The 19234-nt window shown below is 57.4% G+C and carries 17 protein-coding genes; 4 read left to right on the top strand and 13 right to left on the bottom strand.

The genetic code is table 11. From position 1 onward, the window contains the following. Window positions 1-277: 277 nt before the first annotated feature. On the top strand, window positions 278-1468 hold the full coding sequence (gene hmpA / locus CDA56_RS23400; RefSeq protein WP_102803380.1) for an NO-inducible flavohemoprotein: 1191 nt from the start codon (window positions 278-280) through the stop codon (window positions 1466-1468). Between the two features lie 58 nt (window positions 1469-1526). Here hmpA and glnB read toward each other — a convergent pair whose 3' ends face one another. From glnB to purL, 5 genes are all read right to left on the bottom strand, one after another. Beyond that, window positions 1527-1865 (bottom strand): nitrogen regulatory protein P-II, encoded by a 339-nt coding sequence (glnB, locus tag CDA56_RS23395; RefSeq protein WP_002914032.1) that lies wholly within the window; start codon window positions 1863-1865, stop codon window positions 1527-1529. A 65-nt stretch (window positions 1866-1930) separates the two neighbouring features. Continuing rightward, entirely contained in the window at window positions 1931-3268 is a 1338-nt protein-coding gene (gene glrR, locus CDA56_RS23390) for a two-component system response regulator GlrR (RefSeq protein WP_102803381.1), read from the bottom strand. Then, the gene (gene qseG / locus CDA56_RS23385) at window positions 3255-3959 is read right to left on the bottom strand and encodes a two-component system QseEF-associated lipoprotein QseG (protein WP_032750903.1); all 705 of its coding nucleotides are present in this window, start codon (window positions 3957-3959) and stop codon (window positions 3255-3257) included. The genes glrR and qseG overlap by 14 nt, the downstream gene beginning before the upstream one ends. Before the next feature lie 13 nt (window positions 3960-3972). Further along, window positions 3973-5409 carry a sensor histidine kinase gene (locus tag CDA56_RS23380; protein ID WP_025106584.1) on the bottom strand — a complete coding sequence of 479 codons (1437 nt, stop codon included), beginning with the start codon at window positions 5407-5409 and terminating at the stop codon, window positions 3973-3975. 562 nt (window positions 5410-5971) lie between these two features. Beyond that, window positions 5972-9859 carry a phosphoribosylformylglycinamidine synthase gene (gene purL / locus CDA56_RS23375; RefSeq protein WP_032751925.1) on the bottom strand — a complete coding sequence of 1296 codons (3888 nt, stop codon included), beginning with the start codon at window positions 9857-9859 and terminating at the stop codon, window positions 5972-5974. 174 nt (window positions 9860-10033) lie between these two features. Between purL and mltF the strand changes: the two genes are divergently transcribed. Next, window positions 10034-11650 (top strand): membrane-bound lytic murein transglycosylase MltF, encoded by a 1617-nt coding sequence (mltF, locus tag CDA56_RS23365; RefSeq protein ID WP_014839219.1) that lies wholly within the window; start codon window positions 10034-10036, stop codon window positions 11648-11650. Here the strand turns inward: mltF and tadA are convergent. Beyond that, window positions 11647-12153, bottom strand: a complete 507-nt coding sequence (tadA, locus tag CDA56_RS23360; protein WP_014230397.1) for a tRNA adenosine(34) deaminase TadA — start codon at window positions 12151-12153, stop codon at window positions 11647-11649. The two genes, mltF and tadA, sit on opposite strands and share 4 nt — an antisense overlap. A 58-nt stretch (window positions 12154-12211) precedes the next feature. Next, the gene (gene yfhb / locus CDA56_RS23355) at window positions 12212-12847 is read right to left on the bottom strand and encodes a phosphatidylglycerophosphatase C (protein WP_004853258.1); all 636 of its coding nucleotides are present in this window, start codon (window positions 12845-12847) and stop codon (window positions 12212-12214) included. A 209-nt stretch (window positions 12848-13056) separates the two neighbouring features. Between yfhb and CDA56_RS23350 the strand changes: the two genes are divergently transcribed. Together CDA56_RS23350 and CDA56_RS23345 are read left to right on the top strand one after the other, a co-directional pair. Next, window positions 13057-13905, top strand: a complete 849-nt coding sequence (locus CDA56_RS23350; RefSeq protein ID WP_014230398.1) for a MurR/RpiR family transcriptional regulator — start codon at window positions 13057-13059, stop codon at window positions 13903-13905. Between the two features lie 165 nt (window positions 13906-14070). Further along, window positions 14071-14331, top strand: a complete 261-nt coding sequence (locus tag CDA56_RS23345) for a YfhL family 4Fe-4S dicluster ferredoxin (protein ID WP_004114478.1) — start codon at window positions 14071-14073, stop codon at window positions 14329-14331. 46 nt (window positions 14332-14377) lie between these two features. On the opposite strand, the gene acpS is transcribed toward CDA56_RS23345, so the two are convergent. From acpS to lepB, 6 genes are all read right to left on the bottom strand, one after another. Continuing rightward, complete coding sequence (gene acpS / locus CDA56_RS23340) at window positions 14378-14758, bottom strand: holo-ACP synthase (RefSeq protein ID WP_014230399.1); 381 nt, start codon at window positions 14756-14758, stop codon at window positions 14378-14380. Next, window positions 14758-15489, bottom strand: a complete 732-nt coding sequence (pdxJ, locus tag CDA56_RS23335) for a pyridoxine 5'-phosphate synthase (RefSeq protein WP_014839220.1) — start codon at window positions 15487-15489, stop codon at window positions 14758-14760. Before pdxJ ends, acpS begins: the two co-directional genes overlap by 1 nt. Before the next feature lie 11 nt (window positions 15490-15500). Continuing rightward, window positions 15501-16238, bottom strand: a complete 738-nt coding sequence (recO, locus tag CDA56_RS23330) for a DNA repair protein RecO (protein ID WP_004853269.1) — start codon at window positions 16236-16238, stop codon at window positions 15501-15503. A gap of 198 nt (window positions 16239-16436) precedes the next feature. After that, a complete protein-coding gene (gene era / locus CDA56_RS23320) occupies window positions 16437-17342 on the bottom strand; it encodes a GTPase Era (protein ID WP_004104571.1) in 906 nt (301 codons plus the stop codon). Further along, window positions 17339-18019 carry a ribonuclease III gene (gene rnc, locus CDA56_RS23315; protein ID WP_004104573.1) on the bottom strand — a complete coding sequence of 227 codons (681 nt, stop codon included), beginning with the start codon at window positions 18017-18019 and terminating at the stop codon, window positions 17339-17341. Before rnc ends, era begins: the two co-directional genes overlap by 4 nt. 226 nt (window positions 18020-18245) lie before the next feature. Next, complete coding sequence (gene lepB / locus CDA56_RS23305) at window positions 18246-19220, bottom strand: signal peptidase I (protein WP_025106581.1); 975 nt, start codon at window positions 19218-19220, stop codon at window positions 18246-18248. Window positions 19221-19234 lie beyond the last annotated feature (14 nt).

Below are 19234 nucleotides of genomic sequence, written 5' to 3'. Positions count from 1 at the left end.
GTCCACCTGGACAACGGCCCACAGTATAACTGAATCATTCTGCGATAACAGGTCTTGACAAAGGATTTTACGCAAACGATTGGCTCCGCGTTACACAAGGCTTTGAGCAATAAAGCACCTTCGATTATCAACGGATTTCTTTTCAGGTTTGTGATGCAAATAATTCATGTTGTAACTGCCTTACGGCAAAGTGTTAAAGAACCATTTACAAAGCAGGGTTATTTTTATAAGATGCATTTAATATGCATCATTAAGATAACCTATAAAGGAAGCTGCTATGCTCGACGCGCAAACCATCGCTACGGTGAAAGCCACCATCCCTCTGCTGGTTGAAACCGGTCCGAAACTGACCGCCCATTTTTACGACCGCATGTTTGCTCATAATCCCGAACTCAAAGAAATCTTTAATATGAGTAATCAGCGCAACGGCGACCAGCGCGAGGCGCTGTTCAACGCCATTGCCGCCTATGCCAGCAATCTTGAGAACCTGTCCGCCCTGCTGCCGGCGGTGGAAAAAATCGCCCAGAAGCACACCAGCTTCCAGATCCAGCCCGAGCAGTACAATATTGTCGGCACCCACCTGCTGGCCACCCTTGACGAGATGTTCAGCCCGGGTCAGGAAGTGCTGGATGCCTGGGGCAAGGCCTACGGCGTGCTGGCCAACGTCTTTATTAATCGTGAAGCGCAAATCTACAGCGAAAGCGCCAGTAAAACCGGCGGCTGGGAAGGCACCCGCGCGTTCCGCATCGTCAGAAAAACGCCGCGCAGCGCGCTGATTACCAGCTTTGAGTTTGAGCCGGTCGACGGCGGCGCGGTCGCTGAATACCATCCGGGCCAGTACCTGGCGGTCTGGCTGAAGCCGGAAGGCTTTCCGCATCAGGAAATTCGTCAGTACTCTTTGACCCGCAAACCCGACGGCAAAGGCTATCGCATTGCGGTTAAGCGTGAAAACGGCGGCCAGGTTTCAAACTGGCTGCATGATTCTGCGAAAGAAGGCGACGTGATTTACCTGGCCGCGCCGGCCGGCGATTTTTTCCTCAACGTGGCGCCGGAAACGCCGGTCACGCTGCTCTCCGGCGGCGTCGGTCAGACGCCGATGCTGGCGATGCTGGACACGCTGGCAAAAGCACAGCATCCGGCGCAGGTGAACTGGTTCCACGCGGCAGAGAATGGCGACGTGCACGCCTTCGCGGAGGAAGTGAAAGCGCTGGGTGAAACCCTGCCGAAGTTTACTTCTCACGTCTGGTACCGCAGCCCGAGCGAAGCGGACCGTGACGCCGGCGCGTTTGACAGCGAAGGTTTGATGGATTTAGCGGCCCTGGCCGACAAGATCGGCGACCCGCAGATGCAGTTCTATCTCTGCGGCCCGGTGGCGTTTATGCAGTTTGCCGCGAAGCAGCTGGTAGATCTGGGCGTGAGCAGCGGCAACATTCATTACGAGTGCTTCGGCCCGCACAAGGTGCTGTAAACAGAGCGATGGATGCAGGCGGCCCGGAAATTATCGGGCCGCCATTCGGTTTGTCAGCTTAAATCGCCGCGTCGTCTTCTTCGCCGGTGCGGATACGAATCACGCGCGCGACATCGAAAACAAAGATCTTACCGTCGCCGATTTTGCCGGTCTGCGCCGTACGGATAATGGTATCCACGCAGGTATCGACGATATCATCGGTGACAACGATTTCGATTTTCACTTTCGGCAGAAAATCGACCATATACTCCGCGCCGCGATACAGCTCGGTATGCCCCTTCTGGCGGCCAAAACCTTTCACTTCCGTTACCGTCATCCCGGTGATGCCGACTTCGGCCAGCGCTTCACGCACGTCATCCAGTTTGAAGGGTTTAATAATCGCATCAATCTTTTTCATGGTGTTCCTGTTTTAGTCGCGTAACCGGTTGCTAACCGTATCATAACTTGCGTCATCACACGGAGCTACTCTTTAAAGTCGTTAGCGTCGAGCTCGTGGCGCGACAGCAGCTTATAAAATTCGGTGCGGTTGCGCCCCGCCATCCGCGCCGCATGCGTGACGTTGCCTTTAGTGATTTGCAGCAGCTTGCGCAGGTAATTGAGCTCAAACTGATTCCGCGCCTCGACAAAGGTCGGCAGCGCGGTGTTTTCTCCCTCCAGCGCCTGCCCCACCAGGGCGTCGCTAATGACCGGCGAAGAGGTTAGCGCCACGCACTGCTCAATCACGTTCACCAGCTGGCGCACGTTGCCCGGCCATTTGGCGGCCATCAGCCGCTTCATCGCATCGGTGGAGAACGCGCGAACAAAGGGTTTGTGGCGATCGGCGGACTGGCGCAGCAGATGGTTCGCCAGCAGCGGAATATCTTCCGTACGCTCGGCCAGCGGCGGGATTTTCAGATTCACCACGTTGAGACGATAAAACAGATCTTCGCGAAACTCGCCGCGCGCCATGGCCTTCGGCAGGTCGCGATGGGTCGCAGAAATAATCCGCACATCAATGTCGATATCGCGGTTGCTGCCCAGCGGGCGCACTTTACGCTCCTGCAGGACGCGCAGCAGTTTAACCTGCAGCGCCACCGGCATATCGCCGATTTCATCAAGAAACAGGGTCCCGCCTTCTGCGGCCTGGAATAGCCCCTCGCGATTGCTGACCGCGCCGGTAAAAGCGCCGCGGGCGTGGCCAAACAGCTCCGACTCCAGCAGCTGCTCGGGAAGCGCGCCGCAGTTAATGGCGACAAAAGGTTTATCGCGGCGCGGGCTGGCGTTATGAATTGCCTGGGCGACAATCTCCTTGCCGGTACCGCTCTGGCCGTTAATCAGCACGCTGACGTCCGACTGCGCCACCATCCCGGCCTGCTCCAGCAGACGCTCCATCAGCGGGCTGCGGGTCACAATCGCCTGGCGCCAGCGCTCATCGGTGGTGGGCGCGCTCTGCTCCAGCGCGTCATCAATCGCTTTATACAGAGCGTCTTTATCCACCGGCTTGGTGAGAAAGCTAAATACGCCCTGCTGGGTCGCGGCAACGGCGTCCGGAATGGAACCGTGCGCGGTGAGAATGATCACCGGCATTCCCGGCTGAACCTTCTGGATTTCGCTGAACAGCTGGAGGCCGTCCATCTCGTCCATCCGCAGGTCGCTGACCACCAGGTCGACTTTGTCGCGGCTCAGGGTGCGCAGGGCCTCCGGCCCGCTCTCGGCGGTCAGTACGCTGTATCCTTCGCTGACAAGACGCATGCCCAGCAGCTTCAGCAGCCCCGGATCGTCGTCCACCAGCAGCAGGCGGGCGGGTTTACGGATCGTCATGAATCACCTCCGGGACCTTCTCGCCGCCGTGCCCGGCGTCCGGGCTGAAGTTCCCGCCGGGTTTACGGCTGGAGAGCTGGCGCTCGATGTCGGTGAGATTCTCCAGCTTGCGGGTCGTCAGTTCGAGCTGACTGCGAAGTTCAATTTCCTGCTGACGCAGCGTCTCCAGCTCCGCATCGCTTGACTGCTGCAATTTGGCGTAGCGAGAGCGCTCCTCAATCAGCTGAAGCTGCCGGCCCTGGGCATCGCGCCAGAGCTGATAAAGCGGGCGAACCTGGGCGGCGATTTGCGGGCTGAAGGCATCCAGACTGGCCACCAGATCGCGACGTTCGTTGGGCGTAATTTTGGCATCGGCCAGTAAAATGCCGCGTTTAAAGGCATCCTGCCAGCTGTTGGCATCGTGCTGCCGGGCTTCAGCCCGCGCCTGTACCGGAGCAAGGCGATCCGCGCAGTCAATTCCCCGCAGCCAGTAAAGCGGGTTTTTATCACTGGCCTCGCTTTGCAGGCTCCAGATGTCGGCGCACTCCACCGAAAGAAAATCGGCGACCTGATGCTGCGGCAGCGCGGAGAGCGTTTTGCCATCCGCGGCGTGTGGTGATGTAGAGGCGGAACATCCCGCCAGCGCCAGGCAGGACATGCCTGACAGCAGCCATCCCCTGAGGGGACGGACAAGTGCGAAGAAGTGGGACATATTCACCCGATAGTTATACGTTATTTTGTCCAGACTCGGCGACGGGGAGCGTGATACGAAAACAGATTAGCCCTGATTTATCATCAACCAGGCTCAGCTCGCCCTGCATTTGCCGTACGCAGTCGCGGGCAATGCTCAGCCCCAGACCGCTGCCTTTTACCGCCCCTTTACGCTGGTGGCTTCCCTGATAAAAAGGCTCAAAAATCATGTTTCTCTCTGCGGGCGGGATCGGCTCGCCGTCGTTAATGACGTCAATGCGCACCTGCTCGCCGTGCCGATAGCTATGAATGCGAATGTTACCGGATTCAGCACCATAGTGCACCGCATTGGAGTAGAGATTATCCAGGACGCTCACCAGCAGAGCGGGCTCCGCTTCGCATAAACGCTCGCTGAGCAACAGTTCGGTATGCATCATTTTAGCTCTTGCCGGCAGGCTATGGGCAGAAACCACATTTTCCACCAGTTCGGCCAGGTTTACCGTCTCGCGCGCAATCGGGCCATCGGCCTGTTTACGGTTGTAATCCAGCAGCTGCTCGATCAGCTTTTGCAGGTTGCGGCTGCTGTTATCGAGAATTTCAACGATCTCCTGCTGCTCGGGCGTCAGCGGCCCGGCCACCCGGTCGGCAAGCAGTTCCGTCCCTTCGCGCATGCTGGCCAGCGGCGTTTTCAGCTCATGGGAAAGATGGCGCAGGAACTGATGACGCTGGGATTCCAGCCAGGCAAGGCGTTCGCTCAGCCAGATAATGCGTTTACCGACGGAGCGCAGCTCGCGCGGACCGGTAAACAGCGCGGCGTCGTCCAGCGACTTCCCCTCCCCCAGTCGGTTGATCATTCTCTCAATGCCCTTCACCGGGCCGATAATCATGCGGGTGAACAGCAGCACCAGCGCCAGGCTGAGCAGGAACAGCACCAGCGCCTGCCAGCCGAAGAACTGCCCGCGCTCGGCGATTTCCTGCTGCAGCTGCTGCCCGCGCGAATAGACCACCGTTCGGGTTGCCTGCACCATGTCGCTATTGGCCGAGGCAAACGCTTCCAGGCTGGCGGCTGACTTCGCCGCCGGACCGCTATTTTTACACTGTAGCTCGGCCAGATCGTCGAGATCCTGACGCAGCGCCTGCCAGATTTTCTCATCGGGCAGGACGCCCGCGTGAGCATCAAGCATTTCGCTGTAGCGTTGGCGCTGATTCTGGTAGACCCGCGCCAGCGTCGGATCGTCCAGCACGCAGTACTGACGGTAGCTACGTTCCATCTCCAGCGATGCGTTAATCATCGCTTCGCTGCGGCGGGCGTCGATAAGGGTAGTACGGTTGATATGCGCCGCCTGCGCGCTCAGCGCGTTGAGGCTTTGCCACGCCTGCCATGCCAGCACCAGCAGCGGCAGCAGGATCAGCACGAAGGATAGCGTGACCAACTGGCGCAGCGAACGGGGGAAAAGGGAGAGTCGCTTCACGGATAGGGTCTCAATCATTAGCTCATGACGATGCTAACCGAGGACGCAATAAACATCTACGCCGGAAATAATAAAGCCAGGCTACAGGAGCCTGGCTTTATTAAGAAATGAGGCGGTGCCTTACTCGACGTTTCGCCCGATGACTGATAAAGCAGAGCTGTTATCAGGAGTTGGACGGCAGGCACCTGTTTGTGCGTCATTCGAAGTTTATGTAGCGCGTCCCGAAGGGGCTGACATAAGAAGGTGAATGAGCCACTGGTTATAATTATGCACGAACTATGCCACATCTCAAAACATTTTATTAACACAATGAAATATAATACCTTTTTACTATTCATGGACATGAATGATGATGGTCGGTTTATGCGCAAAGTGTCGCTGATTAGCAACACCGGATGAATGGTTTAGCAATGCTATTATAAATCAATATGTTAAGTGTCACCTTTTGACGACACCGCTATAGCGCGTTTGTCGGCGATCCCCGACACCTGCTGTCGATACGCCTCACCAATAAAAAAGCCCCCTGCGCGGGCAGGAGGCTTAATGCGATTTGTGAGCGGTTTTAGCCCAGCTGTTTACGCGCGTTGCGGAAAATACGCATCCACGGGCTGTCTTCGCCCCAGTTTTCCGGATGCCAGGAGTTCGACACGGTGCGGAACACGCGTTCCGGGTGCGGCATCATGATGGTCGCGCGCCCGCTTTCGCTGGTCACCGCGGTGATACCGTTCGGCGAACCGTTCGGGTTAGCCGGATAGTTTTCCGTCACCTTGCCGACGTTGTCGACGAAGCGCAGCGCCACCAGGCCTTTGCTTTCCAGCTGCGCCAGATGCGCGCCATCGCGGACTTCCACCTGTCCTTCACCGTGAGATACGGCAATCGGCATCATTGACCCCACCATCCCCTGCAGCAGCAGCGACGGGCTCTGGGTCACTTCAACCAGGCTGAAGCGCGCTTCAAAGCGGTCGGACTGGTTACGCACAAAGCGCGGCCACAGCTCGCTGCCCGGGATCAGCTCGCGCAGGTTAGACATCATCTGGCAGCCGTTGCACACGCCCAGCGCCAGGGTTTGCGGACGATGGAAGAAGGTGGCAAATTCGTCGCGAACCCGCTCATTGAACAGGATCGATTTCGCCCAGCCCTCACCCGCGCCTAAAACGTCACCGTAGGAGAAGCCGCCGCAGGCCACCAGCGCCTGGAAGTCAGCAAGACCGGTACGCCCCGCCAGCAGGTCGCTCATGTGCACGTCGATGGCATCAAAGCCCGCGCGATGGAACGCCGCGGCCATTTCGACATGGGAGTTCACGCCCTGCTCGCGCAGCACCGCAACCTTCGGACGCGCGCCGGTGGCAATATAAGGCGCAGCGATATCCTCATTGATATCGAAGGAGAGCTTCACGTTGAGGCCCGGATCGGCATCGTTGGCTTTCGCCTCGTGCTCCTGGTCGGCGCACTCCGGGTTATCGCGCAGACGCTGCATTTGCCAGGTGGTTTCTGCCCACCACATGCGCAGCGTTGTGCGGCTTTCGCTGAATACCGGGTGACCGTCGGCCTCGATGATAAAGCGATCGCCCGTCGTGGCCTGGCCAAGATAGTGAACGCAATCCGCCAGACCATGAGCGGCCAGCAGCGCTTCCACCGCCTGGCGGTCGGCGGCACGAACCTGAATCACCCCGCCAAGCTCCTCGTTAAACAGCGCGGCCAGACGATCCTCGCCGAGCGCGGCGATATCAACCTTGACGCCGCAGTGGCCGGTAAAGGCCATCTCGGCCAGCGTGACCAGCAGGCCACCGTCAGACCGGTCGTGCCACGCCAGCAGCTTACCTTCGGCCACCAGCGCCTGCATTGCGTCCCAGAAGCCTTTCAGCTGCGCGACATCGCGCACGTCGGCGGTCACATCGCCAAGCTGACGATAAACCTGCGCCAGCGCGGTCGCGCCCAGCGCATTGTTCCCCTTGCCTAAATCAATCAGCAGCAGGGCGTTGTCTTCGGTCGCGAGCTGTGGGGTGACGGTACGGCGTACGTCTTCCACGCGGGCAAAGGCGGAAATCACCAGCGACAGCGGAGAGGTCATCTCGCGCTGTTCAGCGCCTTCCTGCCAGCGGGTTTTCATCGACATGGAGTCTTTACCCACCGGAATGGTCAGTCCCAGGGCCGGACAGAGCTCTTCGCCAACCGCTTTTACCGCTTCATATAAACCGGCGTCTTCGCCCGGGTGACCGGCTGCGGCCATCCAGTTTGCCGACAGCTTCACGCGATTGAGCGCGCCAATCTGCGTCGCCGCGATGTTGGTCAGCGCCTCGCCGACCGCCAGTCGGGCGGAAGCGGCAAAGTCCAGCAGCGCCACCGGCGCGCGCTCGCCAATAGACATGGCTTCGCCATAGTAGCTGTCGAGACTGGCGGTGGTCACCGCGCAGTTAGCCACCGGGATCTGCCACGGACCCACCATCTGATCGCGCGCCACCATACCAGTGACGGTACGGTCGCCGATGGTGACGAGGAAGGTTTTCTCCGCCACGGTCGGCAGATGCAGCACGCGATTCACCGCGTCGGCAATAGTGATTCCCTGGCGTTCCAGACTCTGGCCCTGGGCTTTGAGCGTCTGCACGTCGCGGGTCATTTTCGGCGTTTTGCCCAGCAGCACGTCAAGCGGCAGGTCGATCGGGCGATCGTCAAAGTGAGTATCGTCGAGGCTCAGATGCAGCGCTTCGGTCGCTTCGCCAATCACCGCATACGGCGCGCGTTCGCGGCGGCACAGCTCATCAAACAGCGGCAGCTGCTCCGGCGCGACCGCCAGCACATAACGTTCCTGCGATTCGTTACACCAGATCTCCAGCGGGCTCATGCCCGGCTCATCGCTGAGGATATCGCGCAGCTGGAATTTACCGCCGCGTCCGCCGTCGCTGACCAGTTCAGGCATCGCGTTCGACAGACCGCCGGCGCCGACGTCGTGGATAAACAGAATCGGGTTAGCGTCGCCCAGCTGCCAGCAGCGGTCGATAACTTCCTGGCAACGACGTTCCATTTCCGGGTTGTCGCGCTGTACGGAGGCGAAATCGAGATCGGCATCGGACTGGCCGGAAGCCATTGAAGAGGCCGCGCCGCCGCCAAGACCGATGTTCATCGCCGGACCGCCGAGAACAATCAGCTTCGCGCCGACGACGATCTCGCCCTTCTGCACGTGTTCGCCGCGAATGTTGCCGATACCGCCCGCCAGCATAATGGGCTTGTGATAACCGCGCAGCTCTTCGCCGTTGTGGCTGCTCACTTTCTCTTCATAGGTACGGAAGTAACCGTTGAGCGCCGGACGACCAAATTCGTTGTTAAACGCCGCGCCGCCCAGCGGGCCTTCGGTCATGATATCCAGCGCGGTGACGATACGCTCCGGCTTACCGAAATCCTCTTCCCACGGCTGCTCAAACCCCGGAATACGCAGGTTGGAAACCGAGAAGCCCACCAGACCCGCTTTCGGCTTCGCGCCGCGCCCGGTGGCGCCTTCATCGCGAATTTCGCCGCCGGAACCGGTCGCCGCGCCCGGCCACGGAGAGATCGCCGTCGGGTGGTTATGGGTTTCGACCTTCATCAGAATATGCGCGTCTTCCTGGTGGAAGTCGTAGCGGCCGGTTTCGTGGTCGGCGAAGTAGCGCCCCACGGCTGAACCTTCCATTACCGCGGCGTTGTCTTTATAAGCAGACAGCACGTAGTCCGGGGTTTTCTCGAAGGTGTTTTTGATCATTTTAAACAGCGACTTCGGCTGCTTTTCGCCATCAATGACCCAGTCGGCGTTAAAAATCTTGTGTCGGCAGTGCTCGGAGTTAGCCTGCGCGAACATATAGAGTTCGATATCGTTCGGGTTGCGCCCCAGCTTCTGGAAAGCATCCTGCAGATAGTCGATTTCATCATCCGCCAGCGCCAGCCCCAGACGGAGGTTGGCGTCAATCAGCGCCTGACGGCCCAGGCCCAGCAGATCAACGCTGGTGACCGGGGTTGGCTGATGGTGGGCGAAGAGTTTTTCACCCTCTTCCAGCGCGCCAAAGACGCTTTCCATCATGCGGTCATGCAGTTCGGCCGCCACCTGCGACCACTGTTCGTCATTCAGGCTGCTCGCTTCGACGTAATACGCCACGCCGCGCTCCAGGCGCAAAACCTGTGACAGGCCGCAGTTATGGGCGATGTCGGTAGCTTTAGAAGACCAGGGAGAGATGGTGCCGGGACGGGGGGTAACGAGCAGTAGCTTGCCGGTCGGGGTATGGCTGCTTAAGTTCGGGCCATACTTGAGCAATCTTGCCAGGCTCTCGCGATCGTCGCCGCTGAGCGGGGCGCTGAGGTCGGCAAAATGAACGTACTCGGCATAAAGGGTGCTGACCGGAAGGTTGGCCGCCTGGAAACGTGCCAGCAGTTTATTGATACGGAATGCCGACAGTGCAGGTGAACCACGCAAAATTTCCATCATAAGTCTCTCGTCTTCGAAGCTTTCATGGTGAGCCAGGGGGGAAACGGGCGCCATTATAGTGAATCCTGCGCCCCGACGAAACCGTTTGCGTAGAAATAAAATGATTGCCGGGGTTTATCAATTAATGTGACTCATCTCGCGAATAAGTTGCCAACTGGCGCATTCTTAAGCAAAATGCCGCTCATTCCAGGACAACCTTTTACTTTTTCTGGTCATAATCTGCTGAGGAACGCGAAGCTGCAGAAGATTAACTATCTGAAAAAACTAAAGATTAATTATCTGCTCATCGGCATTGTGACCCTCCTGCTGGCGGCTGCCCTGTGGCCGTCTCTCCCGTGGATGGGAAAACCAGAAAACCGCGTGGCGGGGATCATGGCGCGCGGAGAACTGCGAATCAGCACCATTAATTCGCCGATGACCTTCGCGACCATCAATGACAAGACCTACGGTTTTGATTATGAGCTGGCGCAGCAGTTTGCCGACTACCTCGGCGTCGAGCTCAAAGTCACCGTCAGGCAGAATATCAGCCAGCTATTCGACGACCTCGATGAAGGCAAAGCCGACATGCTGGCAGCCGGGCTGGTCTACAACTCCGAGCGGGTGAAAAACTATCAGGTCGGGCCGACCTACTATTCCGTTTCGCAACAGCTGGTGTATCGCAAAGGCAACCTGCGTCCGCGCACCCTGGCAAACATCACCGCCGCGCAGCTGGCCATCGCTCCCGGGCACGTGGCGATTAACGATCTCCAGGCATTGAAAAAGCAAAAATATCCCGACCTTGAGTGGCACGTGGACGATAAGCGCGGCACGACGGCGCTGATGCAGGCGGTTATCGATGGCAAACTCGACTATACCGTCGCTGATTCGGTCGCCGTCAGTCTGTTCCAGCGCGTCCACCCGGAGCTGGCCGTCGCCCTCGATATCAGCGACGAACAGCCGGTCACCTGGTTTAGCGAAAAAGGTGAGGATAATTCCCTGCCGGCGGCAATGCTCGATTTCTTCAATAACATTAACGAAGATGGCACCCTGGCGAGGCTGGAGGAGAAATACCTCGGCCACGGCAACGATTTTGACTACGTTGACACCCGCACCTTCCTGCGCGCCGTGGAGAGCGTCCTCCCTGACCTGCAGCCGATGTTTGAAAAATACGCCCGACAGATAGACTGGCGGCTGCTGGCGGCTATCTCATGGCAGGAATCGCACTGGGATCCGCAGGCCACCTCTCCGACGGGCGTTCGCGGGATAATGATGCTGACCCGCAATACGGCGCAAAGCCTGGGCCTGACCGATCGTACCGACGCCGAGCAAAGCCTCGACGGCGGCATGCGTTATTTACAGGACATGATGAATAAAGTGCCGGAGTCGGTCCCACAGGACGAGCGCATCTGGTTTGCGCTGGCGGCTTATAATATGGGCTACGCGCACATGCTTGACGCGATGGCGCTGACCAAAAAGCAGAAAGGCAACCCGAATAGCTGGGCGGATGTGAAGCAGCGTCTGCCGCTGCTAAGCCAGAAAAACTACTACAGCCGACTGAAGTACGGATTTGCACGCGGGCACGAAGCCTACGCTTACGTCGAAAATATCCGCAAATATCATATCAGCCTCGTGGGCTATCTCTCTGAAAAAGAGAAAAAAGACGCGCAGATGGCGGCCTTAGGCGAACACTATCCGGCGGTCATGCCGGATGAGCTGGATAAAGAAGAGCAGTACACCAGGTCCTTTTTTAACTTTCGCGCCGAAACGCTGGTCGATAACGCAAAATTAAAAATCCCCGGAATGGGGCATTAATCTTGCGCCTGTTGGCCAGCTCGCTTTAGCGCTTTTTTCTCTTCCCGCCGCCAGCGGAAGAAATCGCTCAGCATGCCGGAACAGGCCTCCGCCATAACACCTTCCGCTATTTCTACCCGATGGTTCATGCCCGGATGATGCAGCACATCAATCAGCGACCCTGCGGCGCCGGTTTTCGCATCCCTGGCGCCAAACACCAGCCGGGAAATACGGCTATGCACCATTGCGCCGGCGCACATCACGCAGGGCTCGAGAGTAACGTACAGCGTTGCGTCAATCAGGCGATAGTTTTGCAACACCAGCCCGCCCTGACGCAGCGCCATAATCTCGGCGTGCGCGGTGGGATCGTGGCGGCCGATGGGCCGGTTCCAGCCCTCGCCGATGACCTGATGATTATGCACCAGCACGGCGCCGACCGGCACCTCGCCCTCTTCCCAGGCGCGTTTGGCCAGCGTCAGGGCGTGACGCATCCAGTATTCATCATTTAATTCATGGTCAGACAAAGCGGGCACTCCTGCAGAAAAGCGGGGCGCATTATACATGGGCGCTATGTATTACACACTATTCTAACTGCTGAAGATCGCCCTGCGGCGTTACCCGCCAGCGGTGCTGGCAAAAAGAGAGCAGCGGGTTGTCCTGCTCGCTGTCGCTGTAGCCGCTATACAAGCGCAGCGGTGCGCCGATCTTTTGTTCCAGCTGCGTCACTTTTTCATTACCGAGACAGCGCAGGGTTAACCCCCAGCCGCCGTAGCGTCGCTCCATTCGGCTGGCGATCAGATTCACCCGCGGCAGCCAGGCGGTATCAAAATAGACCTGTTCAACCAGCGACTGCGGCGAACCGGTGATCAGCCAGACGTCAGCGTCCGTGCTGGTCAGATAATGTTTAAGCCGCGCCTGAACAACCGGGAATGCCGTGACGTGCTGGCGAAACCAGCGAACAAAATTGGCCTCCAGGCGTTTAAGCTGCTGCTCGCTGCGTCCGAAGGTTGATGCCCAGAGCAGCAGGCTCATCGGCCAGCGCGCGGCGCGACCGTATAACATCAGTCCGGCCGCGATAACCGGCAATAAAGGAAGCAGCAGCAGCGCGTTCAGCGGCTGATGGCGCAGGGCATAGCGCAAAAAGCTGCCGAACATATCCTGCTGATGCAAGGTTCCATCCAGATCAAAGAAAACCACTCTCCGCGTGCTGCTATTCAAAACCCACTCCCCTGAACGATCGCATGATAACCAATAGCTTAACAGCCTTACGTCGCCAATAGCGAAAACATACGCTGCTGTTGAATCCGTATTAAGAAAACGTCTTTGCCGAGAAATCTTAGGCACAGAATTTTTAATTCGCGATAATCCTCTTATAATCGAATACAAAATTCTTTCAGCCGAGGGTGAAGCTGTCCTCCGGAGCCGCTATGAACTGTTTGACCCGTATTCGCCAGCGCTATCCGACGTTGGCCGCAAGCGATAAAAAACTGGCCGATTTCATTCTGGCTCAACCGGATCAAACCCGCCACCTCAGCTCGCAGCAGCTGGCGGGCGAAGCCGGCGTCAGCCAGTCAAGCGTAGTGAAATTTGCGCAGAAGATGGGGTTCAAAGGCTTCCCGGCGTTAAAGCTGGCGTTGAGCGAAGCCCTGGCAAGTGCGCCGACTCCGCAATCCGTACCGGTGCATAACCAGATTCGCGGCGACGATCCCCTGCGCCTGGTTGGCGAAAAGCTGATTAAAGATAACGTCGCGGCCATGCACGCCTCGCTGGACGTCAACACCGAAGAGAAGCTGCTGGAAGCCGTCACGCTGTTGCGCCACGCCCGTCGGGTCATCATTACCGGCATCGGCGCGTCGGGCCTGGTGGCGAGAAACTTTAGCTGGAAGCTGATGAAAATCGGTATTAACGCGGTATCAGAACAGGATATGCACGCCCTGCTGGCGACGGTACAGGCGATGTCTCCGGACGATCTGCTGCTGGCCATCTCCTATTCCGGTGAACGACGCGAGATCAATATGGCGGCCGGTGAAGCGCTGCGGGTAGGAAGCCAGATCCTGGCGATCACCGGCTTTAACCCCAACGCGCTTCAGCAGCAGGCGACGCTGTGCCTGTACACCATTGCGGAAGAGCAGGCCACGCGTAGCGCCGCGATCTCCTCCACCAGCGCGCAAATGATGTTGACCGATCTTCTGTTTATGGGGCTGGTGCAGCAGGATCTTGAGCACGCTCCGGAGCGGATTCGCCATAGCGAAGCGCTGGTGAAAAAGCTGGTGTAACCCGAGTGCCCTGCCCGCTGTCAAAAGCACACACTCTCTTATTGGCTCAGGCCGGGCAAAATTTCTCCGCTGCGGATGGTCGCCCCGCGGTGGAAAAGAGCTGGCCCGGGCGAAAAATGGGCGTATAATGCCCGCCCTGTTTGTGTTGTTTCTGAGAATTTCCTGATGGCGCTGTTAATCACCAAAAAATGCATCAACTGCGATATGTGCGAGCCGGAGTGCCCGAATGAGGCGATATCCATGGGTGATAGCATTTATGAAATTAACAGCGATCGCTGCACCGAATGCGTTGGCCACTATGATACGCCGACCTGCCAGAAGGTGTGCCCGATCCCAAATACCATTCTGAAAGATCCGGCCCATAACGAAAATGAAGAGCAGCTGTGGGATAAGTTTGTCCTGCTGCACCACGCGGACAAACTGTGATATTGCCGGATGGCGGCGTTAACCGACCTCTCCGGCCTGTAACACTCTAGCTTTCGATAATCACCGTGGCGCAGGCATAGTGACGCTCGTCGGCCAGCGTCACGTGAATGCTGCTTACGCCCATGCGCTCGGCCAGACTCTTCGCTTCGCCCCACAATCGCAGCTTTGGCTTACCCAGCTCGTCGTTGTAAACCTCAAACTGATTAAACGCCAGCCCATTGCGGATGCCGGTACCAAGCGCCTTGGCCGCCGCTTCTTTAACGGCAAAACGCTTGGCCAGAAAACGGACCGGCTGCTGATGCTGTTCCCATATCGCCCACTCGCTATCGCTCAGGACGCGACGCGCCAGACGATCGCCGCTGCGGGCAATTACCGCTTCAATACGGGCAATTTCTACAATATCAGTACCCAGTCCGAGAATGGCCATCAGGCGCGCGCTTCCTGCATCAAGCGCTTCATTTCCGCCACCGCCTCTTTCAGGCCGCTCATCACCGCACGGCCAATAATCGCGTGGCCGATGTTCAGCTCGTGCATTTCCGGCAGCGCGGCAATGGCCTTCACGTTATGGTAGGTCAAACCGTGACCGGCATTAACCTTCAGCCCCAGGCTGGCGGCATAGGTCGCCGCTTTGGCAATACGCTCCAGCTCTTTTGCCTGCTCAGCGTCAGTTTGCGCATCAGCGTAGCATCCGGTGTGAATTTCGATATAAGGCGCGCCAACGTCCGCTGCCGCCTTAATTTGCGCGTTGTCCGCGTCAATAAACAGCGAAACCAGGATACCGGCATCGGCAAGGCGTTTACAGGCGTCGCGCATTTTGTCGATCTGGCCCGCCACGTCCAGTCCACCTTCGGTGGTCACTTCCTGACGTTTTTCCGGTACCAGGCAGCAAAAATGGGGCTGAGTCTCACAGGCAATCTTCAGCATCTCTTCCGTCACCGCCATCTCAAGGTTCATGCGGGTATCCAGCGTCTGGCGCAAAATACGGACATCGCGATCGGTAATATGGCGACGATCTTCGCGCAGATGGACGGTAATACCGTCAGCGCCGGCCTGCTCGGCGATAAAGGCCGCCTGGACCGGATCCGGATAAGCGGTACCGCGAGCGTTGCGTAATGTCGCAATGTGGTCAATATTGACCCCCAACAGTAATTCAGCCATGACAATCCTCGTTAATCGTTATTTGTTTTATCGGCTCGCGCTGCCCGCGCGGGCAAAAACTGACGAAAAAGCTCGCGACTTTTTAGCGGCTTCCCGCCCAGATAGGGCTTCAGGGCGATACGGGTGAAACGCTTTGCCGCGCGCAGCGCATCGCTGTCCGGAAATTCACGGCTCGCCAGCGCCTTAAGATGGTGCCCGGTAAAGGTGTTGTTATCAATAACCACGCTGGCGATAAAGCCTTTTTCTTCACGGTAGCGATAGGTCATTGCGTCGTCAACCGCTTCTCCGCTGCCGGCGCAGTGCAGGAAATCCACGCCATATCCCAGATGCCCCAGCAGCGCCAGTTCAAAACGCCGTAGCGCCGGTTCCGGCGAGCCGCTTGCGCCAGCCAGAGACTGGATACAGTGCAAATAATCGAAGAAGAGTTCGGAAAAGCGCGTTTCATGCTCAAGCACGCGAGAGAGAAGCTCGTTGACGTAAAGGCCGCTGTAGAGCGTGATGCCGCTGAGAGGGAGCGCCAGCGAGACGGCTTCCGCGCTGCGCAGCGTTTTGACTTCGCCGCGCCCGCCAAAGCGAAGCAGTAAGGGAGTAAAAGGCTGAAGCGCGCCTTTGAGGTTCGAACGTTTGGAACGTGCGCCTTTAGCCACAAGGCGCACGCGGCCGGATTCTTCCGTGAAGACGTCCAGCATCAGGCTGGTTTCGCTCCAGGGACGGCTATGCAGTACGAAAGCGCGTTGCCAGCCTTCCATCATACTCGTCGTCTTTCAAGCCGCAGGTGCGTTGGCTGCGCCCACTCACCCCAGTCACTTACTGAAGTAAGCTCCCGGGGACTCGCGGTCTTGCCGCGTGACTCAGCCTCTGGCCTCGCTCCTTCGCAGCCAGCGCAAGCGCTGTTCAAAACACGTTGTGTTTTGTCCTGCACCTCGAAAGCCATAGAGTATCCAAACTTAGAGATCGTCGCCGTAACCGAGACTGCGCAGCGCGCGTTCGTCATCAGCCCAGCCGGACTTCACTTTCACCCACAGCTCGAGGTGAACCGGCGCTTCAAACATATCCTGCATGTCTTTACGCGCTTCGATACCGATGGTTTTGATTTTGGCCCCTTTGTTGCCAATCACCATCTTCTTCTGCCCTTCACGCTCAACCAGAATCAGACCGTTGATATCGTAGCCGCCGCGCTCGTTGGTTACAAAACGTTCGATTTCCACGGTAACGGAATACGGCAGTTCAGCGCCGAGGAAACGCATCAGCTTTTCACGAATGATCTCGGAAGCCATAAAGCGCTGAGAGCGGTCGGTGATGTAATCTTCCGGGAAGTGATGAATCGCTTCCGGCAGATGCTTACGCACGATACCGGCGATGGTATCAACGTTCAGCCCCGTTTCCGCGGAAATCGGCACGATATCAAGGAAGTTCATCTGGCTGCCAAGGAACTGCAGGTGCGGCAGAAGATCGGCTTTTTCCTGTACGTTATCGACTTTGTTGACCGCCAGAATCACCGGCGCTTTACCATCGCGCAGCTTGTTGAGCACCATCTCGTCGTCCGGCGTCCAGCGGGTACCTTCAACGACGAAAATAACCAGCTCTACGTCGCCAATGGAGCTGCTTGCCGCTTTGTTCATCAGACGGTTAATCGCGCGTTTTTCTTCCATATGCAGGCCCGGGGTATCGACGTAGATCGCCTGATACGGGCCTTCAGTATGAATACCAACGATGCGGTGACGCGTCGTCTGCGCTTTTCGGGAAGTAATCGAGATCTTCTGCCCGAGCAGCTTGTTCAGCAATGTGGATTTGCCCACGTTTGGACGACCAACGATGGCAATAAATCCGCAGTAGTTCTTTTCTTCGCTCATTCCAGCTCCAGCTTTTTCAGCGCCTGTTCGGCGGCAGCCTGCTCCGCCTTGCGACGGCTAGAACCCGTGCCAACCACCGGTTCACTCAGGCCGCTAACCTGGCAGTGGATAGTAAATTCCTGATCGTGCGCTTCACCGCGAACCTGTACCACCAGGTAAGACGGCAGCGGCAGATGGCGCCCCTGCAGATACTCCTGCAAGCGCGTCTTCGGATCTTTTTGCTTGTCGCCCGGGCTGATTTCATCCAGACGACTCTGGTACCAGGAGAGAATAAGGCGCTCAACGTTCTGAATATCGCTGTCGAGGAAAATCCCGCCGATTAACGCTTCAACGGTGTCCGCCAGTATAGATTCACGGCGAAAGCCCCCGCTTTTCAGTTCACCCGGCCCAAGACGCAGACATTCACCTAATTCGAACTCGCGGGCAATTTCTGCCAGCGTGTTGCCTCGTACCAGGGTCGCGCGCATGCGGCTCATATCGCCTTCGTCTACCCGAGGGAAACGATGATAGAGCGCGTTCGCGATCACAAAGCTCAATATTGAGTCGCCTAAAAATTCCAGGCGCTCATTATGTTTGCTGCTGGCACTGCGGTGAGTTAATGCCTGTTGCAACAGCTCCTGATGATGAAAAGTGTAGCCCAGCTTCCGTTGAAGCCGATTAATTACGATGGGGTTCATGCGTTACCAATAGATGAATGCGTCAAAAATGCAGCACACGAAACCGACCTGAGTAAAAACCAACGCGGTTTCGTGTGCTGTGTCAATCTTACGAGAGACAACCTAAAACTTCGGGGGGATATTCTATACGCAACGACAAGGGATGTCGTTAGTTTGAATAGATTTAAATTTTAAATAATTCACGCTGCCGTTATTGCGTCGGCAGCGTGAATAAAGCAGGAAAAATTTACTGGATACCACCGATACGCGATAAACGTACGCCGGTAGGCCATTCGCCTTCCTGTTTTTCGAAACTCATCCAGATTGCGGTTGCTTTACCCACCAGATTCGCTTCCGGCACAAAGCCCCAATAACGGCTATCGGCGCTGTTATCGCGGTTGTCACCCATCATAAAATACTGCCCCGGCGGGACAATCCAGGTCGCCAGCGGCAGACCGGACTGATGGTAATACATCCCCACCTGGTCCTGAGCAATCGGTACGGTCAATATACGGTGGGTCACTTCGCCCAGCGTCTCTTTACGTTCGGTCAGACGGATGCCATCGGCTTTCGTCTCGCCTTTCGGCAGTTGCCAGAAACCGCTGGTCGCTTCGCCGCCGTTGCTGCGGGAGAAGGTCTGTACGAAATCGCTCGGCTCAACGTTGGAGTAAGTGACCGGCAGCGCATTGCCGCAGGCCTGGCCAGAACTACAGCCCGGCTGGATAGTGACCTGCTTGGCAATCGGATCGTAAGTCACTTTATCACCCGGTAAACCGACCGCACGCTTGATATAATCCAGGCGCGGATCTTGCGGATATTTAAAGACGACAATATCGCCGCGCTTCGGATGTCCGGTTTCGATCAGCGTCTTCTGGTAAATCGGATCTTTAATGCCGTAGGCAAACTTCTCAACCAGAATAAAATCGCCGATCAGCAGCGTCGGCATCATCGAGCCGGAGGGGATCTGGAAGGGCTCATAAATGAATGAGCGAACCACCAGCACAATCGCCAGTACCGGAAAGATTGACGCGCCGGTTTCCAGCCAGCCCGGTTTCGGGCCGACCTTTTTCAGCGTTTTCTTGTCCAACTGGTCGCCGGTCGCCGCCTGCGCAGCGGCCTGACTTTCGCGACGTTTTGGCGCAAAGATAAACTTATCCAGGCACCACAACAGACCCGTCACCACAGTAGCGATGACCAGGATCAGGGCAAACATGTTCGCCATGCCAACTCCTTAGG

The sequence above is a fragment of the Klebsiella michiganensis genome, from assembly GCF_002925905.1.
Taxonomy (GTDB): domain Bacteria; phylum Pseudomonadota; class Gammaproteobacteria; order Enterobacterales; family Enterobacteriaceae; genus Klebsiella; species Klebsiella michiganensis.
The sequence above is the reverse complement of the archived record's forward strand: the minus strand, read 5'-3'. Positions and strand labels throughout refer to the sequence as shown.

Bases quoted from the DNA above. Each gene is read 5' to 3' on its own strand.
- hmpA (WP_102803380.1), top strand. From the start codon at position 278: ATGCTCGACGCGCAAACCATCGCTACGGTGAAAGCCACCATCCCTCTG.
- glnB (WP_002914032.1), bottom strand. From the start codon at position 1,865: ATGAAAAAGATTGATGCGATTATTAAACCCTTCAAACTGGATGACGTG.
- glrR (WP_102803381.1), bottom strand. From the start codon at position 3,268: ATGACGATCCGTAAACCCGCCCGCCTGCTGCTGGTGGACGACGATCCG.
- qseG (WP_032750903.1), bottom strand. From the start codon at position 3,959: ATGTCCCACTTCTTCGCACTTGTCCGTCCCCTCAGGGGATGGCTGCTG.
- purL (WP_032751925.1), bottom strand. From the start codon at position 9,859: ATGATGGAAATTTTGCGTGGTTCACCTGCACTGTCGGCATTCCGTATC.
- mltF (WP_014839219.1), top strand. From the start codon at position 10,034: ATGCCGCTCATTCCAGGACAACCTTTTACTTTTTCTGGTCATAATCTG.
- CDA56_RS23350 (WP_014230398.1), top strand. From the start codon at position 13,057: ATGAACTGTTTGACCCGTATTCGCCAGCGCTATCCGACGTTGGCCGCA.
- CDA56_RS23345 (WP_004114478.1), top strand. From the start codon at position 14,071: ATGGCGCTGTTAATCACCAAAAAATGCATCAACTGCGATATGTGCGAG.
- acpS (WP_014230399.1), bottom strand. From the start codon at position 14,758: ATGGCCATTCTCGGACTGGGTACTGATATTGTAGAAATTGCCCGTATT.
- pdxJ (WP_014839220.1), bottom strand. From the start codon at position 15,489: ATGGCTGAATTACTGTTGGGGGTCAATATTGACCACATTGCGACATTA.
- recO (WP_004853269.1), bottom strand. From the start codon at position 16,238: ATGGAAGGCTGGCAACGCGCTTTCGTACTGCATAGCCGTCCCTGGAGC.
- era (WP_004104571.1), bottom strand. From the start codon at position 17,342: ATGAGCGAAGAAAAGAACTACTGCGGATTTATTGCCATCGTTGGTCGT.
- rnc (WP_004104573.1), bottom strand. From the start codon at position 18,019: ATGAACCCCATCGTAATTAATCGGCTTCAACGGAAGCTGGGCTACACT.
- lepB (WP_025106581.1), bottom strand. From the start codon at position 19,220: ATGGCGAACATGTTTGCCCTGATCCTGGTCATCGCTACTGTGGTGACG.